At 35.7% G+C, this 23,353-nt stretch carries 16 protein-coding genes; 15 read left to right on the forward strand and 1 reads right to left on the reverse strand.

Annotated features, from left to right (window positions below; all coding sequences use genetic code 11):
- Positions 1 to 376: 376 nt before the first annotated feature.
- From rho to FN809_RS11675, 9 genes are all read left to right on the forward strand, one after another.
- Positions 377 to 2,137 (forward strand): transcription termination factor Rho, encoded by a 1,761-nt coding sequence (gene rho, locus FN809_RS11635; protein ID WP_142533690.1) that lies wholly within the window; start codon positions 377 to 379, stop codon positions 2,135 to 2,137.
- A 526-nt stretch (positions 2,138 to 2,663) separates the two neighbouring features.
- Positions 2,664 to 3,788 (forward strand): AAA family ATPase, encoded by a 1,125-nt coding sequence (locus FN809_RS11640; protein ID WP_246095589.1) that lies wholly within the window; start codon positions 2,664 to 2,666, stop codon positions 3,786 to 3,788.
- A gap of 131 nt (positions 3,789 to 3,919) precedes the next feature.
- Positions 3,920 to 7,456 carry a pyruvate:ferredoxin (flavodoxin) oxidoreductase gene (nifJ, locus tag FN809_RS11645; protein WP_142533691.1) on the forward strand — a complete coding sequence of 1,179 codons (3,537 nt, stop codon included), beginning with the start codon at positions 3,920 to 3,922 and terminating at the stop codon, positions 7,454 to 7,456.
- Positions 7,457 to 7,717: 261 nt separating this feature from the next.
- The gene (locus tag FN809_RS11650) at positions 7,718 to 8,848 is read left to right on the forward strand and encodes a tyrosine-type recombinase/integrase (RefSeq protein ID WP_142533692.1); all 1,131 of its coding nucleotides are present in this window, start codon (positions 7,718 to 7,720) and stop codon (positions 8,846 to 8,848) included.
- Positions 8,849 to 9,175: 327 nt separating this feature from the next.
- Complete coding sequence (locus FN809_RS11655) at positions 9,176 to 10,021, forward strand: class I SAM-dependent methyltransferase (RefSeq protein WP_142533693.1); 846 nt, start codon at positions 9,176 to 9,178, stop codon at positions 10,019 to 10,021.
- A 9-nt stretch (positions 10,022 to 10,030) separates the two neighbouring features.
- The gene (locus tag FN809_RS11660; RefSeq protein ID WP_142533694.1) at positions 10,031 to 10,786 is read left to right on the forward strand and encodes an alpha/beta fold hydrolase; all 756 of its coding nucleotides are present in this window, start codon (positions 10,031 to 10,033) and stop codon (positions 10,784 to 10,786) included.
- Positions 10,787 to 10,935: 149 nt separating this feature from the next.
- Positions 10,936 to 12,171 (forward strand): Shedu immune nuclease family protein, encoded by a 1,236-nt coding sequence (locus FN809_RS11665; protein ID WP_142533695.1) that lies wholly within the window; start codon positions 10,936 to 10,938, stop codon positions 12,169 to 12,171.
- Positions 12,172 to 12,307: 136 nt separating this feature from the next.
- The gene (locus FN809_RS11670) at positions 12,308 to 12,937 is read left to right on the forward strand and encodes an ApaLI family restriction endonuclease (protein WP_142533696.1); all 630 of its coding nucleotides are present in this window, start codon (positions 12,308 to 12,310) and stop codon (positions 12,935 to 12,937) included.
- Positions 12,937 to 14,166: a DNA-methyltransferase gene (locus tag FN809_RS11675; protein ID WP_142533697.1), complete on the forward strand. Its 1,230-nt coding sequence runs from the start codon at positions 12,937 to 12,939 to the stop codon at positions 14,164 to 14,166. The genes FN809_RS11670 and FN809_RS11675 overlap by 1 nt, the downstream gene beginning before the upstream one ends.
- Positions 14,167 to 14,344: 178 nt before the next feature.
- Here the strand turns inward: FN809_RS11675 and FN809_RS11680 are convergent, their stop codons facing one another.
- Positions 14,345 to 14,563, reverse strand: a complete 219-nt coding sequence (locus FN809_RS11680; RefSeq protein WP_142533698.1) for a hypothetical protein — start codon at positions 14,561 to 14,563, stop codon at positions 14,345 to 14,347.
- A gap of 26 nt (positions 14,564 to 14,589) precedes the next feature.
- Between FN809_RS11680 and FN809_RS11685 the strand changes: the two genes are divergently transcribed.
- The 6 genes from FN809_RS11685 (at position 14,590) to FN809_RS11710 (ending at position 22,901) form a co-directional block, all read left to right on the forward strand.
- Positions 14,590 to 14,889, forward strand: coding sequence for a helix-turn-helix domain-containing protein (locus tag FN809_RS11685; RefSeq protein ID WP_142533699.1), 300 nt, complete (start codon positions 14,590 to 14,592; stop codon positions 14,887 to 14,889).
- The gene (locus tag FN809_RS11690; RefSeq protein ID WP_142533700.1) at positions 14,890 to 17,592 is read left to right on the forward strand and encodes a restriction endonuclease; all 2,703 of its coding nucleotides are present in this window, start codon (positions 14,890 to 14,892) and stop codon (positions 17,590 to 17,592) included. It begins immediately after the preceding gene.
- A 2-nt stretch (positions 17,593 to 17,594) separates the two neighbouring features.
- Positions 17,595 to 19,574, forward strand: a complete 1,980-nt coding sequence (locus FN809_RS11695) for a site-specific DNA-methyltransferase (RefSeq protein WP_142533701.1) — start codon at positions 17,595 to 17,597, stop codon at positions 19,572 to 19,574.
- Positions 19,575 to 19,591: 17 nt separating this feature from the next.
- Positions 19,592 to 21,043 carry a ParB N-terminal domain-containing protein gene (locus tag FN809_RS11700; protein ID WP_142533702.1) on the forward strand — a complete coding sequence of 484 codons (1,452 nt, stop codon included), beginning with the start codon at positions 19,592 to 19,594 and terminating at the stop codon, positions 21,041 to 21,043.
- An 11-nt stretch (positions 21,044 to 21,054) separates the two neighbouring features.
- Complete coding sequence (locus tag FN809_RS11705; protein WP_394348164.1) at positions 21,055 to 21,996, forward strand: DNA adenine methylase; 942 nt, start codon at positions 21,055 to 21,057, stop codon at positions 21,994 to 21,996.
- Positions 21,997 to 22,241: 245 nt separating this feature from the next.
- Entirely contained in the window at positions 22,242 to 22,901 is a 660-nt protein-coding gene (locus FN809_RS11710) for a hypothetical protein (protein ID WP_142533704.1), read from the forward strand.
- The last annotated feature ends 452 nt before the right edge of the window (positions 22,902 to 23,353 follow it).

Genomic DNA, 23,353 nt, shown 5'->3' on the forward strand with positions numbered 1-23,353 from the left:
TAGTAATTATAATATTATGATGGGCTATGCAGACATAAAATTATAAGCTTTTATTGAAGGGTGGGGGTAGGCAGAACTGAAGCCGGCACCAGAAAGGTTGGGGCTTACGAGAAAAGCTTCTCTCAAAAGGAGGGATTATTTTCTGGTGAGTTCAATATGGCAATTGAAAGAAAATATAAACATGAAAATAAAAAAATAATTTTGCGTTTTCGTTCATATTACGTAAGTTTGCGTCAAATCTTCTGGGCACAGTTCTTTTCTTTAGAATTTTAGCCTTTCAGAATACTAAAATCCAGTAACACATTATATAGTAATACCGAACGGAAGATCATTTCATTTAAAAATTTCCCCCTAAGAGAATTTATTGATAAAAATTATGTACGATATTCTTGAATTGAGTAAAAAGCTCTTGCCCGAATTGAAAGAGGTAGCTAAAGAGTTGAATATTAAACGCTTAGATTCCTACAAAAAGCAAGAGTTAATTTATAGGATTCTGGATGAGCAAGCCATTATGGCTTCGGAAAAGCAAAAAGTAACAAAGGCAGATAGACCGAATGTAAGGAAATTGGCAGATAAAAAGCCGGTGGACAAAAAGCCCGTAAAAAAGGCGGCAAGTACTAAGGACAAGGCTGCGGATACGCCGGCAAAGGAGGCAGGCAAAAGCAAGGCAGAAAATCCCAAGGTAGCAGATGATAAACCCGATGTTAAATCGGTAAAAGCATCGTCGGCAGCCGCAAAAGCAGGAAGCGATAAAAAAGTGGAAGGCAAAGCAGCCGACAATCGTGATCAGGCAAAAGATGATGGAGCCAAACAGGAGAGTAGCACTCCTGTTAAAGCTAAAAAAAGCGGAGAAGCAAAAGAAAAATCTAAAGATAAAGAGCGTAGTAACGAAGCAAGACGCCCCGTTCGTCAGAACGACGATACATCACGTCGCCGCCCGCACGATACACGTGAATCCAGAAGCCCGAAAGAGGGCAATGGGCACCGCCGTACCGATAAGCACGACAAAGCTTTTGATTTTGATGGCATTATATCGGCATCCGGCGTGTTGGAAATTATGCAGGATGGATATGGATTTTTAAGGTCATCGGATTATAATTATCTAAATTCGCCCGACGATATCTATGTGTCGCAATCGCAAATAAAACTATTTGGTTTAAAAACAGGCGATACTGTTTTGGGTACCATACGTCCGCCGAAAGAAGGTGAGAAGTACTTTCCGCTGATAAAAGTGGAAGAAATAAACGGAAGGTCGCCACAGGTTGTTCGCGACAGGGTTCCCTTTGACCACCTGACACCTATTTTTCCTAACGAAAAATTTAAATTAACCGGTACTGGCCGGGATAGCCTATCGAGCCGTGTGGTAGATATGTTTTCGCCTATTGGTAAGGGACAGCGCGGTTTAATTGTGGCCCAACCAAAAACCGGTAAAACGGTACTGCTAAAAGAGGTGGCTAACGCTATAGCTTCTAACCACCCTGAGGTGTATATGATTATCCTACTGGTGGACGAGCGTCCGGAAGAGGTTACCGATATGGCGCGCAGTGTGAATGCCGAGGTTATTTCTTCTACGTTTGACGAACCGGCAGAACGCCATGTAAAGGTAGCCAACATTGTATTAGAAAAGGCCAAAAGGATGGTGGAATGCGGCCACGATGTGGTTGTGTTGTTGGATTCTATTACCCGTTTGGCCAGAGCTTATAACACCGTTTCCCCTGCTTCGGGTAAAGTGCTCTCGGGGGGTGTGGATGCTAATGCGCTACATAAGCCAAAACGCTTTTTTGGTGCGGCACGTAACATTGAAGATGGTGGTTCCTTAACTATTTTGGCAACGGCACTTACTGAAACCGGATCCAAAATGGATGAGGTGATATTTGAAGAGTTTAAAGGCACCGGCAACATGGAGCTTCAGTTAGACCGTAAGCTGTCGAACAAGCGCATATACCCTGCAGTTGACGTAACCTTGAGCAGTACACGTCGTGAGGATTTATTGATTGAGAAGGATAGCATGAACCGTATCTGGGTGCTTCGCAATTATCTGGCCGATATGAATCCTATAGAAGCAATGGAATTTTTGCGCGACAGGATGAATACCACCAGGAATAACGAAGAGTTTTTGATTTCGATGAACGACTGATAATTTTTTTGAATTAGAATATATTTTAAAGGCCTTTCTGTGTAAACAGAAGGCCTTTTTTATTTGGTGTAATGGCCTGCCGATAAAAAGCTGGAGCCAAAATAATCCAGACTTTTAAAATGCTAGTGAGGCAAATGTTTGTTCGCCTTAATCGCATAATGTGCTGGTCTTCTTTACGCATGGTTTTTATGAAAAAAGGTGCCAAAGATCAACTCGGTATTGGCATAATGGTGGAAATAAATAGCCGAAAAAAGTTTACTTCTTGAAAAACAAACACGTAACGCTTAACGATTTGCTTTAAACAGATATGTAAATACTACACTTACCACCTCACAGCGTTAAGTGCACATTATACAATTCCCTTATTTTTAATAAGTATAAATTACAGCTTTTAAGCGAAAATGCAATGTGGAGATTGCAATTGTTTCAAAGTGAATGTTACATTTGTGAAGCAAAATACAACATTATTATTGTGCAATCTTTTTTTGAAACTCATAAGTATCTGATAGATAATTTAAAGGTGCCCATGCGACGAAAGTTAATGGGGCAAATTGATTGGAGCCACCGACTCATAGGTATTAAAGGTACCCGAGGTATTGGTAAAACAGATTTTTTGCTCGATTTTGCCAAAAGCACTTACGGCAGCAATAAGGCCTGTTTGTACGTTAATTTAAATCACCTTTATTTTACGCAAAACACCATTGTGTCTTTTGCAGATGAGTTTAGAAAGACAGGAGGCAAGACCTTGATTTTGGATCAGGTATATAAATATCCGGGTTGGTCCGAAGAAATGAAGTATTGTTACGACCATTTCACCGACTTGCAAATAGTTTTTTCCGGATCAACGGTCATGCGATTACGCGAAGAAAATCCACATTTACGCGATATTGTGCACTCCTACAAGCTGGAAGGGTTTTCGTTTCGTGAATTTCTGGAATTAAAAACGGGTATTTTGTTCGATTCTTACACATTGGACGATATATTGGCAAATCACAAAAATATTGCAGCCGATATTGTGAGCAAAGTGCGTCCTTTGGCTTATTTCGATGATTATTTACGCTATGGTTATTATCCTTTCTTTTTAGATAAAGCACATTATGCCGAAAACTTAATGAAAAGTTTAAATCTGATATTAGAAATAGATATTAGTTTTTTGCGGCAGATAGAACTCAAATACTTACCCAGATTACGCAAATTACTTTATCAGGTGGGTGGTGAAGCTCCGTTTCAACCCAATGTGAGTAAGTTGAGTGCACAAATAAAAACCTCGCGGGCAACGGTAATGAATTATTTATACTATTTGCGTCAGGCGCGATTGGTAAAGTTGCTTTACGACGGTGAGGAAGATATGCAAAAAAAACCTTCGTTGATATATCTGCACAATCCAAACCTGGTTTATTCAATACGTGGCGAGGAACCCCAAAAAGAGATATTGCACAAAACATTTTTTTACAATCAACTGGGGTGTTGTCACGAATTAACAGTTTCCGGCAAATCCGATTTTAAGGTAGATGATATACATCATTTTTTAATTTGTGGCAACGGAAGTGGTACGCCTAAAAATGAAGACGGGGTGCTTCAAGCAAAAGATATGATTGAGGTAGGGAAAAAAGGCGTTATTCCCTTGTGGCTTTTCGGGTTTTTATATTAAGCCCGGCTATTTATAAGATTTGAGCTGAAATATTTAAACAAATCGACATATTATCGTAAATTTATCAATTGACATTCAATAAGTTAGATTGATTCTAAATAACAGTGGTTAAAAATTAAATAATAATCAAAATGGCTAAAGACAAGAAGTTTATTACCTGTGACGGTAATTATGCCGCTGCACACCTGGCTTATATGTTTAGCGAGGTAGCTGCAATTTATCCCATCACACCTTCCTCAACAATGGCAGAGTACATTGATGAGTGGGCTGCCGGTGGAAGAAAGAATATTTTTGGTGAAACTGTTAATGTACAAGAGATGCAATCGGAAGCCGGTGCGGCTGGTGCTATGCACGGTTCGTTGCAAGCGGGTGCATTGACTTCCACTTTTACGGCATCCCAGGGCTTGCTTTTGATGATTCCCAACATGTATAAAATGTCGGGCGAACTGTTGCCAGCAGTATTCCATGTAAGTGCACGTTCGTTGGCTGCCCAGGCCTTATCTATTTTTGGCGACCATAGCGACGTGATGTCGGCACGCCAAACGGGGTTTGCCATGCTGGCCACCGGAAGCGTGCAAGAGGTAATGGACTTAGCCGGCATTGCTCACCTGGCCTCCATTGAATCGCGTGTTCCATTTATGCACTTTTTCGATGGTTTCCGTACTTCGCACGAAATACAAAAAGTGGAGCTGATGGAACAGGATAAGTTAAAGGGTTTGTTGGATATGAAAGCGGTACAGGCTTTTCGCGATAATGCGCTGAACCCTGCAAATCCGGTTACCCGTGGAACCGCCCAAAACCCGGATATTTATTTCCAATCGCGCGAGGCTTCTAATTCTTTTTACGATAAGTTACCCGATATGGTAGCGGGGTACATGGACAAGATAAGTGAGATTACCGGACGTAAATATGCGCCATTTACTTTTTATGGTGCCAAGGATGCCGAAAACGTACTTGTAGCTATGGGGTCAATTACCGATACCATTAAGGAAACGGTGGATTATTTGAATGCTCAGGGGCAAAAAACAGGTGTTATATCTGTACATCTCTATCGCCCTTTCTCGGCCAAATATTTTATGCAGGCCTTCCCCAAAACTTGTAAGCGTATTTGTGTGCTCGATCGAACTAAAGAGCCTGGTGCCAATGGCGATCCATTGTACCTTGACGTACGCGAAATGTTTTACGGAAAAGAAAATGCCCCTATCATCGTGGGGGGTCGTTACGGACTTTCATCCAAAGATACTACACCTACTCATATTATCTCTATTTTTGAAAACCTGGCCGCCAAAGAGCCTAAAAACCAATTTACCGTTGGTATTGTAGATGATGTAACTTTTAAATCTCTTCCGCTAAAAGAGGAAATTTCCTTTGCAGATAAAGGAACCTTTGAGGGTAAGTTTTATGGTTTAGGTTCGGATGGTACGGTGGGTGCCAATAAAAACTCTATTAAAATTATTGGCGACAACACCGATAAATATGCGCAGGCTTATTTTGCCTACGACTCTAAAAAATCGGGTGGCATCACTATCTCACACCTTCGCTTTGGCGATACACCTATCAGAGCTCCCTACCTGGTTAATACTCCGGATTTTGTGGCCTGTCATGTTCCGGCCTACCTTAATCAGTATGATATGCTCAAAGGCTTAAAAAAAGGAGGTACTTTCTTGTTAAATTCAACCTGGGACGCAGAGGAAACGAAAAGGCGTTTACCCGATGAGGTAAAAAAATATCTTGCCGAAAATAAGATTAATTTTTACATCATCAACGCAACAAACATTGCCGAAAAAATTGGATTGGGAAATCGTACCAACACTATTATGCAGTCTGCATTTTTTAAGATTGCCGAGGTGATACCTTACGATTTTGCAGTGGAAAAAATGAAGAAGGCCATTGTTAAGTCTTTTGGCAATAAAGGCGAAGATGTGGTTAACATGAATTTTATGGCGGTTGAAAAAGGTGCAGCGGTAACGCAAATTCCAGTACCGGCCGAGTGGGCCAAACTATCCACCGAAACCGACTCCAACGACAGCAATGTGCCCGATTTTATCAAGGATATTGTATTCCCTATTAACGCACAAAAAGGCGACGACCTGCCGGTAAGTGCATTTATCGGCCGCGAGGACGGTACTTTCCCGGCCGGAACAGCAGCTTACGAAAAACGTGGTATTGCCGTTAACGTTCCCGAATGGCAAGTGGATCATTGTATACAGTGTAACCAGTGTGCTTATGTATGTCCTCATGCTGCTATTCGTCCCTTCTTGTTAGATGAAGAGGAATTGGCCGGAGCACCGGAAGGTACAACTACCAGAAAACCAAATGGCAAAGGTTTCGACGGGCTTCAATTCCGAATCCAGGTTTCGGTACTCGACTGCACGGGTTGTGGTAACTGTGCCGATGTGTGTCCTTCAAAAGTAAAATCACTTATTATGAAACCAATAGATACTCAACGCGAAGAGGAAGAGCGCTGGGATTATATGGCCAACAAGGTGACTATTAAGGATACTATCACTAAAAAGGACTTGAATATTAAGGCCTCCCAGTTTGCCAAACCCCTGTTTGAGTTTTCAGGTGCTTGTGCAGGTTGTGGCGAAACCCCTTACATTAAATTGATTACACAGCTATACGGCGATAGGATGATGATAGCAAATGCTACCGGATGTTCTTCAATTTATGGAGGTTCCGCCCCATCTACACCTTATTGCAAAAACGCCGAAGGACAAGGACCTGCCTGGGCCAACTCATTGTTTGAAGATAATGCCGAATATGGGTTGGGAATGGCCTCAGGTGTTGATAAAATGCGCGAGCGTATTGAACGTTTGATGAAAGAAAATTTGGATGCCGTAAATGCCAATACCAAGGCTGCTTTTGAGGCCTGGTTAGTTAACAAAGAAAATGGTGCCGAAACTACTGCTGTTTCTAAAGCCGTGGTAGCTGCGTTACAAAACGAAAAGGCAGCCGTTGCCAGGGAAATACTTGCCCTAAAAGATTATTTGAAAAAACGATCGGTATGGATTTTTGGCGGCGACGGATGGGCCTACGATATAGGTTATGGTGGCCTGGACCATGTAATCGCTACTGGGCAGGATATAAATATTTTGGTGATGGACACCGAGGTGTATTCCAATACGGGTGGTCAGGCGTCAAAAGCTACACCAATAGGTGCGGTAGCCAAATTTGCTGCTTCGGGCATGAAGATTCGTAAAAAAGATCTGGGACTAATGGCTACCACTTACGGTTACGTTTATGTGGCACAAGTGGCTATGGGAGCAAACCAGGCCCAGTACTTTAAGGCACTGAAAGAGGCAGAAGCCTATCCCGGCCCATCGTTGATTATTGCCTATTCTCCATGTATAAACCACGGATTAAAAGCCGGTATGGGAGCTTCTCAGGCCGAGAGTAAAAAAGCAGTGGAATGCGGATACTGGCACTTGTATCGTTATAACCCCTTGCTGGAAGAGGAAGGTAAAAACCCATTTATTTATGACTCTAAGGAGCCACAATGGGATATGTTCCAAAAATTCCTGAAAGGCGAAGTGCGATATACAGCCTTGCTAAAAGCGTTCCCGGAGGAAGCGGCAGTATTGTTTAAAGCAGCCGAGGAAAATGCAAAATGGCGTTATAACACTTATAAGCGTCTGGCCAATGTAGATTATGAAGTCGTTTATTAAGCGAAAAGCATAAACCATACATATTATAAGGCGTCTCATGTTTTGGGGCGCCTTTTTTTATTTGTGGTTCGCCACTGCCCAAAAATAAATTTCAAGCGGCCGAATGGTGCTTTGCTGCAGGAGGCCAATAGTTAGTTGCCAATAATGTGGCCAAGTAGGCAACAGTATACTAATCCTATCGAAAATAAAAAGTGTTATAGTTGGAATGTTTTGTACAAAAAGTGTTATATTTGAATAAGTAAAAATACGTAAATAATACGCATGTCTGCGAAACCTTCCATAGTATTAAAGCGTGCAATGTACCAACGTCAGAAAGTGGTACTGTTTAGTTTTGAATATGATACAGAGTTAATAGAAGGCCTTAAACAGCTTCCGGGTTCAAGGTGGAGCGATGCGATGGGTTGTTGGTATCAACCCGAAAATTATTTCGATCTTTCTAAAACATTTGATATTTTTAAATCCAAAGCTTGGTTAGATTATAGCAAACTAAAAAAAGAAAATAATACACAATATGAGCATAATAAACCAAAGGATGTACCAAAGATAAAAGTTGATTTGCCCGATGGCTATATGGAAAAACTTTTCCAAAAAAGGTATAGTGAGAATACCCAACGCGTATATGCTAACTTTTTTAGGAAATTTGCCACTTATTTTAGGGGTGAAAACTTAGATGAACTCAGCGCAGAACAAATTAACGAGTATATTCTCTTATTAATTCAATATGAAAATATTTCGTCATCTAAGCAAAACCAAATAATTAATGCAGTCAAATTTTATTACGAGCATGTTTTGGGCAGAGACAAACAGTATTTTGCGATTGATCGTCCACGGAAAGATAAAAAATTACCGGATGTATTGAGCAAAGCTGAAGTTGAAAAGATGCTATTACTTACCCAAAACATTAAGCATAAGAGTTTGATGGCACTAATTTATTCATGTGGACTTCGTCGAAGTGAGGTTATTAATTTGAAATGTGAGGATATTGATTCGAAGAGAATGCTTATAAAAATTAGGGGCGCAAAAGGGAAAAAGGATAGGTACATACCTTTGAGCGGTGGTGTTTTAGATTTGTTAAGACGTCATTATAAGGAGGAGCGACCTAGTGTTTGGCTTTTTCAGGGGCAAAAAGGTGGGCAATACAGTCCTACTAGTATCGTGAATGCAATAAAAAATGCCGCAGCTAGAGCTAAAGTAAAAAAGCGAGTATATCCTCACATTCTAAGGCATAGCTTTGCTACACATCATTTAGAGCAGGGTACTGATTTAAGGTTTATACAGGTTTGGTTAGGACACGAAAGTTCAAAAACTACGGAAATATATACACATGTATCCCAGAATATTTTTGGTAACTTTAAAAATCCTATTGATGATATGGATTTGGGCGATAAATAGAATTACCGGTTGATAGCCCGCTAATTTGGAGTCGTATCAACACAAATACAATTCGATAAAACGGATATAACAGCACAGCGGTTGATAGCCAAACGTTACAGGGCATTTAAGAAAAAGGACATTCTAAGACTTGAAATATATTGTGTGAAATAAAAACTATTTATAAATTTGTAACGCTTTGAAAACTTTATAGTACATATCTGAATCCCTCTTCAGGGAAAATACGCAAAGTCATTGATATAGTGATGACATTCCTTGTTATGCGTATTCTTTAAATAATTATTTTTTTACAATATTCTCACAAAGAGAGAATTAAAATTGATTCAAATGAAAATTACAGATATTATAACAAAGTCTGAAAAGCCCACGATTTATGAAAAAGGAAACTCCTTTATGTGGACAGACTCATATATTTCAAAGCAAATCTTAAATATCCATCTTAATCCAGAAATAGACCTTGGAAGTCGTAAAATGTCAACTATACAAAAGACGGCAAATTGGATATTAGATTCACAAGCAAAAAAAAGCAATCTAAAAATCCTTGATTTAGGTTGTGGTCCAGGTCTATATTCAGAAATTTTCGCAAAAAATGGGCATCAGGTTACAGGAATAGATATTTCGAAAAACTCTATTGATTATGCTCAAAAAACTGCGAAAGAAAAAAATCTTGATATTGAATATTTCAATGCAAGTTATTTAGACTATGACTTAGGGCAAGAAAAATATGATTTGATAATTATAATTTATACGGATTTAGGAGTTTTATCTCCAGACGATAGAAATATTCTATTAAGAAAGATATACCGAGCCCTAAAAAAAGAAGGAGTGTTTATTTTTGATGTTCTAAATGACAATAAACTTGAACATAAAGTAACTCCCAAAAACTGGGAAGTTGCTAAAAGCGGTTTTTGGAAAAATTGTCCTTATATGGCATTATCTGAGTCGTTTTTATACAAAGAGGAGAAAGTTATACTTTACCAACACCTTGTTATTGATTCTGAAGACAATATTAAAGTATATCGTTTTTGGACTCATTTCTTTAACGAAAAAGATTTAAAACAAATACTTGAAAAGCATGGATTTGCTGATGTAAAGCATAGGGATGATATTATACCGAAAGGAGATATTTGGAATGGGGGAAATGTTGTTTTTACAATAGCATCAAAAAAATAAGGAGGTGTTATGTCATATTTCAATTTCGATAATAGAAAAGTATATTACAAAATAAAGGGGCGAGGCACGCCCCTTTTATTACTACATGGCAATACGGTGTCCTCTAAGATGTTTAGTCAAATTATTAGAAAATATGCTAAAGAGTTTCAAGTAATACTTTTAGATTTTCCCGGGCACGGCAAATCTGATAGATTAACTGAATTTGAAATCGATTTTTGGTTTTATAATTCTAAAGTTGCCTACGCATTGATAAATGAATTGAAACTTGAGAATACCTGTGTAATAGGAACAAGTGGTGGTGCTTTGGTTGCAATTAATTTAGCTTTAGAGCATCCTGAAAAAGTTAAATACCTTATTGCTGATAGTTTTGAAGGAGAATATCCTTTACCCTCTTACATTAGCTCAATTGAAAATGATAGAGAAAGAGATAAGAAAAAGATATTGGCAAAGCTAATTTGGTATTTTTGCCATGGAACCGACTGGAAAAAAATAATTGATTTGGATACTAAAGTGAATATTGAATTTTCAAAAACGGGAAAATCATTTTTTCATAAATCAATTAGTGATTTGAATGTTCCAACATTGTTAACAGGAAGTATGGAGGACGAGTATTGTGATTACCTTGATAAAATATATGGTTCACTACAAGAGCAAAACAAAGACTTGAAGATTCATTTATTTGAGAAAGGAAGTCATCCAGCAATTATTTCAAATAAAGAGAAATTTCTATATTTGATTATGGCGGAAATAAAAAACGCCCTGTAACATTTTGTATAAGTAATGGCAGGAATTGTGTTAAATATCAAAGTTTGTAGCCCGCTCAAACTGCGTAGCGGTTTGAGCGGAAATTACCACGCAAGCTGCCACTACTCATACAATTTACCGTTGGGCTTAATTGAAAAAAACGCATTACTATGCCGAAATACGAATCAGAATTAGAGTTTATAAATCCTACCATTACAGAATACTGGGTGATTGAGGATGAAAATCCTGAAACTAAAAGATTAGCATTTAGGGTTGATAAGCAACACCATAACGTTCAATTCTTTCCGCGAGAAGATGATTTTTTTCTAAATGAAATCCTAATTGAGGGATTTGATAGAATACCTGATGATTTTTCAGACAACGGCTATATTAAGCAAGGTGTTCAGTATTATCTTAACAAGAAATTAGAGAATAAATCAATTACAAGTTTAACAATATCAAAGGAATCTGATAGTGCAATTCGAAAAGTTCGTAATGAAGATAGTTACCGTCTTACTCTTAAATATGATGATTTTAAAACATTAAGAGAAAAATTTATTGTTGTAAATAATCAATCAACTCAGAGTAAAAACGATATATTGGATGGATTTTTCTATAATCTGTTTCCTGATAAATTTGATGAAAGTACAAGTACGGCACAACAACAATATCGAAATGTAATAAAGAATCTTAATACAGATATTATTGAACACCTTACACCTGATGATTTAATGAAATTTGAAGGATTTATTACGGAGTTATTAGATAAAAGATATCAAAGTAATTCACACAAGTTTTTACAATTAGCCAGAACTAAGATTAGAGTTGACACGATTGCAATTGATAGGATTTTAGATGAATTTAAACAAAATGTTAGAAATAGTATAAGTGAAAATCTTTGGGGAAAATATCTTAAAAAGAATCTTTTCCTTTTAGATAGTAAATATGTTAAAATATTGCCTGAATTAAATGTCATACTTAGAGGTTCCAGAAATGTTGATTTCGGTATGATTGACACAAAAGGTTATCTTGACATTTTTGAAATTAAAAAACCTGACACCCCTCTACTTTCAAATGATACTGACAGAGGCAACTATTATTTGCACACAACTACGGTTAAAGCCATAGTTCAAGCTGAGAAATATTTGTTTAATGCCGAGAGAAAAGCTTCGATTTTGGCAGATGATATAAGAAGAGAAGAAAAAATCAATGTGAAAGTAGTTAAGCCAAGAGCAATTTTAATAACAGGTCATTCAGAGCAACTTGACACAGAAGAAAAAAGAGATGATTTTAAAGTATTGAGACAGTCGCTAAAAAATATTGACATAATTCTATATGATGAATTATTAGAGGGGTTGGAGAATCAAAAGAATAAATATTACGACCAGATAATAGAAAGTGAATAACAACTAAGCCCAACATTATATAAAAAACATGGTCGCACAAGCTGACGCACAGCCAAAACCACGATTTTTTATATTTATCGTTATGCGCAACAATAGGAGCGTCCGTGCTTCAAACTAAATTTTGTACCTTTGTGAAATGAAAGAATTGATAAAAAATATTGAAGCATTAGCTGATACATACTCTTCCAATCTAAAAGCGAAGATTGAGGAAAGAAAAAAAGAAATGGAAGAAGATGATAATTCTCATTACTTGATTTATCGAGTTCTAGGAATTACAAATAAAGAAGGAAAACTAATAGATTCCTATCAAAACACAGGACGATTTTTGTATAAATATGCTGGTTCATTTTTAGAGGAAGCAGCTACTTATTGTTTTAAGTTTAAATATCCTGATGGAGAAAAGACTAAGATTCCAAATACTGAAGGAGTTAGACCAAAAACATTTGAAATTGATTTTCTAAACAATACTGATGCTATTGAAATAAAATGGAGAGATGCTACAACTGATGGCGACCATATAACCAAAGAACATTCAAGGGTTAAGACAATAAAGGCTAAAGGTCTTAAGCCTATTAGAGTTATGTTTTATTATCCTCAAAGAACTCAAGCAATTAAAATTCAGGATACTCTTAAAACTTTATACGCAGGTGTTGATGGTGAATACTATGCGGGTGATGACGCATGGAATTTTGTGAAAGATTATACAGGAATTGACTTGAAGGATATTCTAACGAAAATTGCTGATAAAAAAACAAAATCTGAATAATGGAACCAAATAAAATATATGAAGGAGACTGCCGTTATGTCCTGAAAAAAATTGAATCAGAGTCAATCGATATGGTCTATCTTGACCCTCCTTTTTTTACACAAAAAGAGCATTCTCTAAAAACGAGGGATAATAGCAAAGAATACAAATTTGCCGATAAATGGGATTCTATTGAGGAATATATTGAATTAATATCTGACTCAATTACAGAATGTAAAAGAATACTAAAAAAAACTGGTTCTATATTCTTACATTGTGATAAAACAGCATCACATTATATTCGAGTTGCATTAGACAAGGTTTTTGGAATGAATAATTTTCAAAGTGAAATTATTTGGAATTATAAACGATGGTCAAATGCAAAAAAAGGATTGCTTAATTCTCATCAAGTAATCTATTTTTACTCAAAATCTTCCGACTTTAAATTTAATCAGATTTATACTGAGTATTCACCAACAACAAATATCGACCAAATCTTACAAGAGCGAGAACGGGATGAAAATGGTAAATCTGTTTACAAAAAAGATGAGAACGGAAATATTGTATTAGCAAAAGAAAAAAAAGGCGTTCCCCTCTCTGACGTTTGGGATATTCCATATTTAAACCCAAAAGCAAAAGAGCGAGTTGGTTATCCAACTCAAAAACCGGTTTCTCTTTTGCAACAAATAATCAAACTTTGCTCTGATGAAAATGATATAGTTTTAGACCCTTTTTGTGGGAGTGGAACGACTTGTGTTGCATCCAAATTACTTAATAGAAGATATATTGGGATTGATTTATCTTTAGATGCAATTGAATTAGCAAATAAGAGATTAGAAGATTTGATTGTTAGTGATTCAAATTTGCTAAAAAATGGTATAGACAGCTATGTTGGAAAATCTGAGAAAGAACTTGGATTATTAAAGTCAATAGGTGCAGTCCCTGTTCAACGAAACAGTGGAATTGACGGTTTCCTTCAACAGCAAATTAACGGCAAACCGATACCAGTAAGAATTCAAAAAGATTACGAAACCCTTGATGATACAATAAGAGCATTGGATAATTCTACCCAAGCTAAAAATACAGATGTCAGAATTATTATTCAAACAAATGATTCTCGCGGATTATTCCAACTTGATACGAACGCAGTTGTTTTACCTTCAAACGAATTGATAATTAAAGAAAAATTGCAGCGCATAACAATGTATATAGGTAATGGTGGAGATTTGCAGAAAATTGGACAGTTGTAGCTCGCAGGTTGCATCGTGGTAATTTGAAAATTCTTTCTACGCAATCCACCACTACCCATATACTCAACGTTGTATGCAAGCGAAAAAAAGCGACACCGCAACCATCAACACTCGGAATTTAAAAGTAAACGGACTGGATTGTACCTCGCGGAAAAGTTCGTGCAAACTTGAAGGGCATTTATTTTGTTTTTCCCCTCGCACCGATTTTAAGAAGCGATAGTGCAAAATTGCAACCCCACCCACAAACAGCACATTTGCAAATCACACCAGCCAACACTCGACCAAAATTTGCAAAAGAGCTGTTTCTTGCCGACCCACCACCTGCATGTTGATAACTTATTAATAAATACAAAAACACAGTTTCTGATTTCTTTTTATTAAAGCCTAAATTTGACATTTATTGTCAAGATAATTTAAAACAATTTGGAAACAACAGGACAAATAGTTAGACAAACAAGAGAGAAGAAAGGAATGCTCCTCCGTGAATTAGCAGCCGAATTAGAGATTGATTCAGCGATACTTAGCAAAATTGAACGGGGTGACCGCAGACCACCAAAGGAATTGATTGTTAAAATTGCTCTGATTCTCAACTTGAATGAAAAAGAATTGATAATGTCGTGGCTGAGTGATAAAATAGTGTATGAAATATCCGAAGAAGAATTTGGATTGGAAGCTTTAAAACTGGCTGAAAAAAAAGTAAAATATTTCGCAAAGAAGCAATAAATGGAATTACAATTAGAGGATTTAAAATATCAGGACGAAGCCATTGAATCGGTTATTAAAGTATTCGACGGAACAGAAAAGAATACTTTTGATAATTCATGCATTGATGGAATCCGTTCTAATATCTGTAAACTAAACAATGAGGAAATTCTCAAAAACATAGAGAATATTGCCGAAGAAAATGGAATACATGCAGATATAGCTAATATCAGCGAAGAAAACGACTTGTGTGTTGAAATGGAAACAGGAACAGGAAAAACACTTGTATACCTGAAAACCATTTACGAATTATACAAGCACTATGGATTTACAAAGTTTATTATTCTTGTTCCCTCAGTTGCTATTCGACAAGGTGTTTTAAATACATTTAACGGATTTAGCCGACAGTTGGAAGAATTGTACGGTTTTAAACCAAATGCTTTTGAATACGACAGCAAAAAACTGAGCAAGGTTACTAATTACATTGAAGACCAGCATCCGCAAATAATGATAATGACCCTTGCTTCATTTAATTCTGAAGATAAAATCTTGAATCAGGCACAGCGAGAAGATTTATTTTCAAACATGCCATTCATTGAAGCAATAGGAAAAACCAATCCGATTATTTTCATGGATGAACCGCAAGAGGGAATGGACACCGATAATTCACATGAACGTATCGGAAAATTAAATCCTCTTTTTAAAATTAGATTTTCCGCTACTCACAAAGTAGTATGCAATTTACTTTATCGTTTGACTCCATACGATAGTTACAAACAAGGACTTGTGAAGAAAATTGAAGTTCTTACGGTAACCGAAAAAAACGATGAAGCATCACTAAAAATAGAATTTTCTGAAGTTCAGAACGGGAAAAGTGACCCGAAAGCAAAATTAAAAGCATGGCATCAGACTAAATCTGGGAAAATTGAATTTAAAGATACAAAATGGTTAAAAGTAGGTGATAACTTAGGGGATGTTACTAGCAATCCAAGCTATCTTAACTACAAAATAAACCGAATAAATAAAAGTCTGAAAACACAAAAATGGAGCGTTACATTTAGTAATGGTGTTGAGTTGTTTGAAAAAACTACAACAGGAAATTTACAGCCTATTTGGACTTTACAGTTAGAATGGTTAATCCATCGCCATTTTACAAAAACAGAACGACTTGCCGAAAAAGGAATCAAGTGTTTATCCTTAATTTTTATCGACAAAGTGTCTAATTACATGGGTGAAGAGCCTATTATTAAAAACCTTTTTGCCGAAAAATACCGTGAAATTTACCCCGAATACAATGGAGGAAAAGAGCCAAGCGAGGAATATATAAAATCAATTCAAGGATATTATTTCGCTCAAAAAGCTTCGGGCGAATTTGCCGATAATGAAGGAGGTGTTAACGAACAAAAACGCATTTACGAACTTATTTTAAAAGGTCGTGAAGAATTGTTAAATAAGGACAACCCCGTTCAGTTTGTTTTTTCTCATTCAGCTTTAGGAGTTGGTTGGGATAATCCAAATGTTTTCAATATTGCAACTCTGAATACTGCATTTTCCGAAATCCGAAAACGTCAAGAAATAGGACGAGGTTTGCGGATTTGCGTAAATCAGGATGGACAGCGTGTTTATGATAGCCTTGCGGTTGAAGATTCAGAAAGGATTAATCAGCTAACTGTAATCCCAAATGAAACTTATGAAACGTTTGTAACTCAATATCAGGAAGAAATTAAATCGGTTTATGGTTCAGCTTCTGCAGGTGCTGGAATGACACATACACACAAAGGAGAAAAACAAAACCTTGTGAAATTCAAAAGAAACCAATCTGAAACTATTGATGAAGCTTTTAAACGTTTTTGGAAAGCTATGTCAAAGAAAACCGATTACATTATGTCTTTTAGCGAGGACAATTTGATAAGCACATCTGTTGAAAGATTAAATCAAATAGAAATTCCTGATTATGTTATTGAGGCAAGTAGTCATATGATTCAGGAAATTTCCGAAGATGGAAAACAAGATGAGTTTGGCGGTAAAGAATCGCGTCAAATGAAAGCGAGTTTTACAGCACTTGACTTAATCGAAGAATTAAGTGAAAATACTGGCATTAGCTATCAAACGACAATCGAAATTATTAATAAAATAAATCTTGACCATTTTATAAAAAATCCACCTCGCTTTATTCATGAAGCTGCTTCAATTATTCGCAATGTAGAATTAGAAGAAATGGTACGTGGGCTTGATTATCATATAACAGGCGATGAGTACACTTTTAATTTCGAAGAATTTGAGCGTCAAATCGATGATAAGAAAATCAGGGAAACTCCAAATAAAGGGGTTTACGATAAATTTGTTTTTGATAGTGATATTGAATCTCGATTTGGTTTACATGCTGAAAATGACCCTGAAGTAGTTTGTTTTCTCAAATTGCCACTTTGGTATAAAATCAAGACACCTGTTGGTGAATACAATCCTGATTTTGGTGTAGTAATGAAGCGTAAACAGTTAAAAACTGGCAATGAAAGTCAGTATTATTTTGTAGTCGAAACGAAAGGAACAGACGACATAAATGATAAAAAAGCGTTAACTGAAAGTGAAATTTATAAAATAAGATGCGCCATAAAACACTTTACTGCTTTGGGCGTGGAAGTTCAATACAATGCTCCAATAAAGGAATACAACACTTTCAAAACAAAAGCAACACAAACAATTAATGAATTAGAAGAAGCATAGCAATGGAAAATATACAAGACTTAATGCCTAACAGTCACGATTGGAACAAAGAGCGTTTAGAAACTTTAAAGCAAATGTTTCCTGACCTGTTTACAAACGAAGGGCAATTAAATATAAATGAACTAAAAAAAGTTGTAGACCCTAGCAGTGTTGCCGAAACAGAACGTTATGAGTTTCGTTGGTTTGGCAAAAGCAATGCTAAACGTAATGCCTTTACTCCAAGCAATGCAACCCTAATTTATGATGAGCAACGAAGCGTAAATCCAACCGAGAGCGAAAACCTGATAATTGAAGGTGAAAACCTTGAAGTGCTAAAGCTTTTAAGCGGAAGCTATCGTGAAAAAATAAAATGCATATATATAGACCCTCCATATAACAAGGATAAAGATTTCGTTTACAAAGACACATGGAAACTAGACATAAAGGCTTATTGGGAATTAAATGGAGTTTTCAGAGATGGTGTTAAAGTTGATACAAATTCAGATACAGATGGTCGTTATCATAGTAATTGGCTAAATATGATGTATAGTCGTCTTTTGATATCAAGACAGCTCCTTAAAGAAGATGGTGTTATTTTTATATCAATTGATGATACTGAAATCCATCATCTTCGAAAAATGTGTGATGAAGTTTTTGGAGAACGAAATTTTCTTACTCAATTTTCATGGAGAACAGATGGGAATTTTGATAACCAAGCGAAATTCAAAAAATGCCATGAATATATTGTTGTTTATGCAAAAAATGAAGAATTATTTCCTGCACCACCAGTTGTAGACCCAGGCACAAATGATGATAGTAAGTTATTCTTGGAAGAAATTAGAAATACGATTGTCAAAAATGGACCAAAAAATCCAGTTAGCGAAGTTAAATTACCAATAGGTTTTCCATCTGATATCAAGAATGGAACTATTGATAAAAGAGAAAAATCTTGGCCAAATTATTTAAATGATGCTATAATAACAGATGGAAAACTTCAGTCAGAAACAATTGTAAAAAGTGGATGGAGTTCAAAGGATTTATTAATTGAATTTATTGAAAATAATTGCCAACCTATAACTGATTCCAAAGGGCAAGAAACCAAGTTTGTTATATCTAATTCTGGTGCTATTGAAGTTGTCAAAATACGTTCAGATAAGCAAAGCCACGTAATAACGGTACTTAATGGTTTAGGTGGCCCACAAAAGGCTTCAGCTGAATTAGAAAAAATTGAAGTTGTTTTTGACGGTTATCCAAAACCAATAGAGTTAATTCAATATTTTATTAAAATGAATGAGTATGAAGAAGACCAAATCTTTTTAGATTTTTTTGCAGGTTCTGGAACTTTAGGTCATGCTATGTTTAAATTGAATGAGGAAGAAGGAACTAACAGACGTTTTATTTTAGTCCAACTTCCTGAAGCAACTGAAGCCAACAGTAAAGCCAAATCATCAGGTTTTGAAAAAATAAGCGACATTACAATAGAACGAAATAAGCGTGTTGTTGAAAAAATCATTGAAGAAAAGAAAAATAAACAACCCGATTTGTTCAACAATGGCGATGCAGAAGAAGCAACAAAAGGATTAGGTTTTAAAGTATTCAAACTGACAAAATCAAACTTCCCACGAGTTGAATTTGCACCAGACCCAAACAAAACAGATGAAGAAAATATAGAGCTTTTTAAAAAATACATTTCAGACAAAGAAGCACAACTGGTTACCGCTTTTAACCGTGATGAATTATTAACAGAGATATTACTTAAAAATAATTTTACGCTCAATTACAGAACCGAGAAACAAGAGCAATTCAAAAAGAATGAAATTCTTCATGTTACCGATGGAGAAAAGGAAACCCTTATTTGCCTTGATATAATAATAGATATGGAAACGGTAGAACATTTCAAAACCAATACCGAACAGAAATTTATCTGTCTTGAAAGAGCTTTAGATACAACAAAGAAATACAACCTAAAACACTACATGGGCGATAAATTTATTGCGTTTTAATAAAAAATCTGACAGTTATGAAAAATGAATGGATTAATAAAAAAAGAGAACGGTCTGTTAACAGTTTAAAGCTTTGGAGTGATAATCCTCGCTTAAACCCAAGCAATGAGTATGTCAGGCTGTCAGATTATATTAATGAAATAATTTCAAATGATTTTGATAAAAATGAATTTATCAGACTTGTAAAATCAATTGTTGATAGAGATTTTCTTTCTTTTGACCCTGTTGTCGTTTGGCAAAAAGAAAAGGATGGACCTTATACTGTCATTGAAGGTAATCGAAGAGTAATTGCCTTAAAACTTTTACGTGAACCCCATAAAGCTCCAAAAGCTATAAAACAAACGATAGCTAAACTTGCTCAAGGAGCTAAGAATAAAGATTTTCTTGAAAAAATACCAGTCCTGATAGCTCCATCATTTGAAGATATAGAATGGTACTTGCATGAAAGGCATAATCAATCTGGTCTTATGCGTAAATGGAGTAGAGAACAACAGCTCAATGCAATTTATGATTTGTATGAAAAATACAATGGTGATATAGCTAGCCTTATCCGTATTTCAGGTTTAAGTCAAGGTGATATTGAAGGGCATATAAGAGTTATTAAACTTAAAAACTACATTCACAATCTAAAAGATTTGTTAAGCGACGAGGAATATTCCACGGCTGTATCACATCGTTTCCCAATTTCAACATTGGAAAGATGGTTTTCTAATACAGAAGTTCGAAAGAGATGGAATATTAACTATGATGGTGTAAATGTTAATGTAGAAACAGAAGAAGATGATTTTAAGAAAGCGTATTCTCAGCTGGTGAAATGGATGTTAGCAGATGAAAAGGCAGAGAATAAAATTAACTCTCGAACAATTCGCAATGCTGAACAAATAGTCCATTTCTTGGATAAATTTGAAAAAGTTAATAAGTCAGATGTTCCTATTTCTTTTACAGAAAGAAAAAACAATGGTACTGTTGCAAAAGATGTAGTAAAACCACAAACGGCTTCTCCTATTACCAAGAATAATAAACGAACCAAACTAATTGATAATAAATACTCATTAACAACTACTGATTTACGTTTGTTGGATATCTTTGAAGAGCTTAAGAATATTCCTTTAAGATGGAAAAATGCAATATCAGCATCCATTCGTGTTATACTTGATATTTCTGTAAGAAATTATATTATCAATAACAATCTTGAAGCAGATATTTGTAAAAAATACAAAACAGCTTTAGTCAATATAACTCTACAGCAGAGACTTGACTTTTTAAAGGACAAACTACCTAAGAAACAAAATGATATACTAGCAAAACTATTGAATTATGAAAATGAATTTAGCCTTTCTGTTTTAAATGGTTTTGTTCATGGTTCTGACACACATCATTTAGATGCAGGTTTCTTAAATCGTTTTTGGGACTTTTTGTTTCCTCTGTTCAAGGAGATTTTAGATATTAGCGAAGTTGAAAATAAGTAGAGTATAAAAATATGGTAAATACTCCTTTAAGATACCCAGGTGGAAAATCCGTAATGACAAATTTTTTCAAAGAGTTTATTAAACTCAATGACATGAAAAATGTCATATATGCAGAACCTTACGCAGGCGGTGCAGGGGCTGGAATCAATTTATTATTGGAGGGTGTCGTTAAGCGAATTTATATCAATGATGCAAGTAAACCGATATTTGCTTTTTGGTATAGTTTAATTGAGTGTAGTGAAGCTTTTATGGAGCTATTTGAAAATGTGGAAATAACTTTAGAAGAATGGTTTAGATGTAAAAATATTTTTCAGAATTCAGATTCTATTTCAACTGATAATAAAAATGATATGTTGGCTTTAGGGTTTGCAACATTTTTCATGAACAGATGTAATCGTTCAGGTGTTTTAAATGCAGGTCCGATTGGAGGGAATAGCTTGGAGGCCCAGTTACAAGCCAATTATAAAATTGACGCACGTTTCAAGAAGGATTTTTTGCGAGAAAAGCTTTATAATATTATTGCCAATAAGAAAAATATAAAAATATTTAATGATGATGCTTTGTATTTTCTAAAATATAGGATAAAAGCACCAATCCCAACCGAAAGGCAAAAAGATGTTTTAATTTATTTAGACCCTCCTTATTATGTGCAAGGTTCAAGTTTATATATGAATTATTATAAACATGATGACCATTTTAAGCTTTCTAAATATTTGAAAAGAGAAAGTTTCTTTAAGTGGATTCTTTCTTATGATGATGTTGAAGAGGTGAGTGAAATGTATCGTTCATATAATCAGTACACTTTTGCTTTATCATATACTGTTCAGCAAAAGAAAAAAGGTAGTGAATTGTTAATTCATTCTAGAAATTCAATAATTCCACATTTAATACAGTCGAAAAAAAGTAAACGAAAAGAAATTAGTTTAATTCAGAAAATTATTTTAAAAGAATAAATCAAATCTCGAAGCAAGATTATTGTAACAGTAAATTATTAAAATGTGAATAAAAGCAATTGGTAAACATATTGAAGCAGAAAAAATGTAGGAGAAAGCAAAGTAGATGTGACGAGAAGCAGGGGGAATGTAAGCCGAAGCAATGCAATTGATAGTGGAAGCAATAGAGATGTAAGTTGAAGCAACTAAATTGTAAATATTATAAACCCGTTTGCCCAAACAGGCAGACCTTAAAAATTAATTAAATGGCAACAAGACCCAAATCTTCAGAAGCAGAAATTTTAGAGCAGTATCGCATTGCATTAGAAAATGCTGAAACCCAAACAGAAATTGCAACAGTCATGGCTGAATTAGGTTACGATTCAGCAGTAATCGGTGAAGGAAAAGCACTTTTAACTGAAACTCGTTCTGCTTATGACCTAAACAAAACCGAAGACGATGAAACATCTGCAGCCTATGCCGATTTTTCCAGTAAAAAAGAACAATTAGAAGATACTTTCACGCTTCATCGTAAAAAAGCAAAAGTAGTATTCCGTAATGATGCACTTACAGCAGATAAGCTGGCAATATCAGGAGCAATGCCTCGGACTTATATTAAATGGTTAGAAGCGACAAAGAAATTTTATAGCGTTGCAACCACCGATACAGATATTCAAAGCAAATTAGCAAGATTAAAAATATCAACAAATGATTTGACATCGGCTAATACCGCAATTGCTGAGTTAGAAACAGCAAGAGCAGAGTATTTGAAAGAAAAAGGAGAATCACAAGATGCAACAAAAGCCAAAGATTCTGCTTTTGCAAAGATGGATGATTGGATGAGCGAGTTCTACGCAGTAGCAAAAATTGGATTAGAAGATAATCCACAGCTTTTAGAGGCATTGGGTAAAACGGTGCGAGGATAGTGGAATTGCCCACCCTATTTGTAAGCACATTGGCAAGTCACACGAGCAACGCTCAAACCAAAACTTGCCAAAGAGCTTACAAAGCCAGCCCAAGTAACCGCCTTTAAGGGCGGTTTTAGGGTTTGCCCTCCCTCAAAAAACAAAATAAATTCGTACCCCGTTGAAACGTCAGTGCAGATTGATGAAAACTAGGACTAATTGATTGAGAACTAATACGAAAAAACTGAACGCCAGCATACAACAATTTGTATAAAACATAGCCGGGATAGTGCAAATTTGAAGGTCTTTAGCTCGTGTATAAATTATCTCGGTTTGATAAGTAATCCCTCGTTATCGGCTACGTTTCATACAAGTGGCCGTTATAGCTCATTGTAAAAAAAAGTTCTTTGATTTAAAGCATTCGATTAGCAATTTGGGGAGCATTTGTATTTGCAGTTTTTTTAAACGTTTTT

Source organism: Saccharicrinis carchari (assembly GCF_900182605.1).
Taxonomy (GTDB): domain Bacteria; phylum Bacteroidota; class Bacteroidia; order Bacteroidales; family Marinilabiliaceae; genus Saccharicrinis; species Saccharicrinis carchari.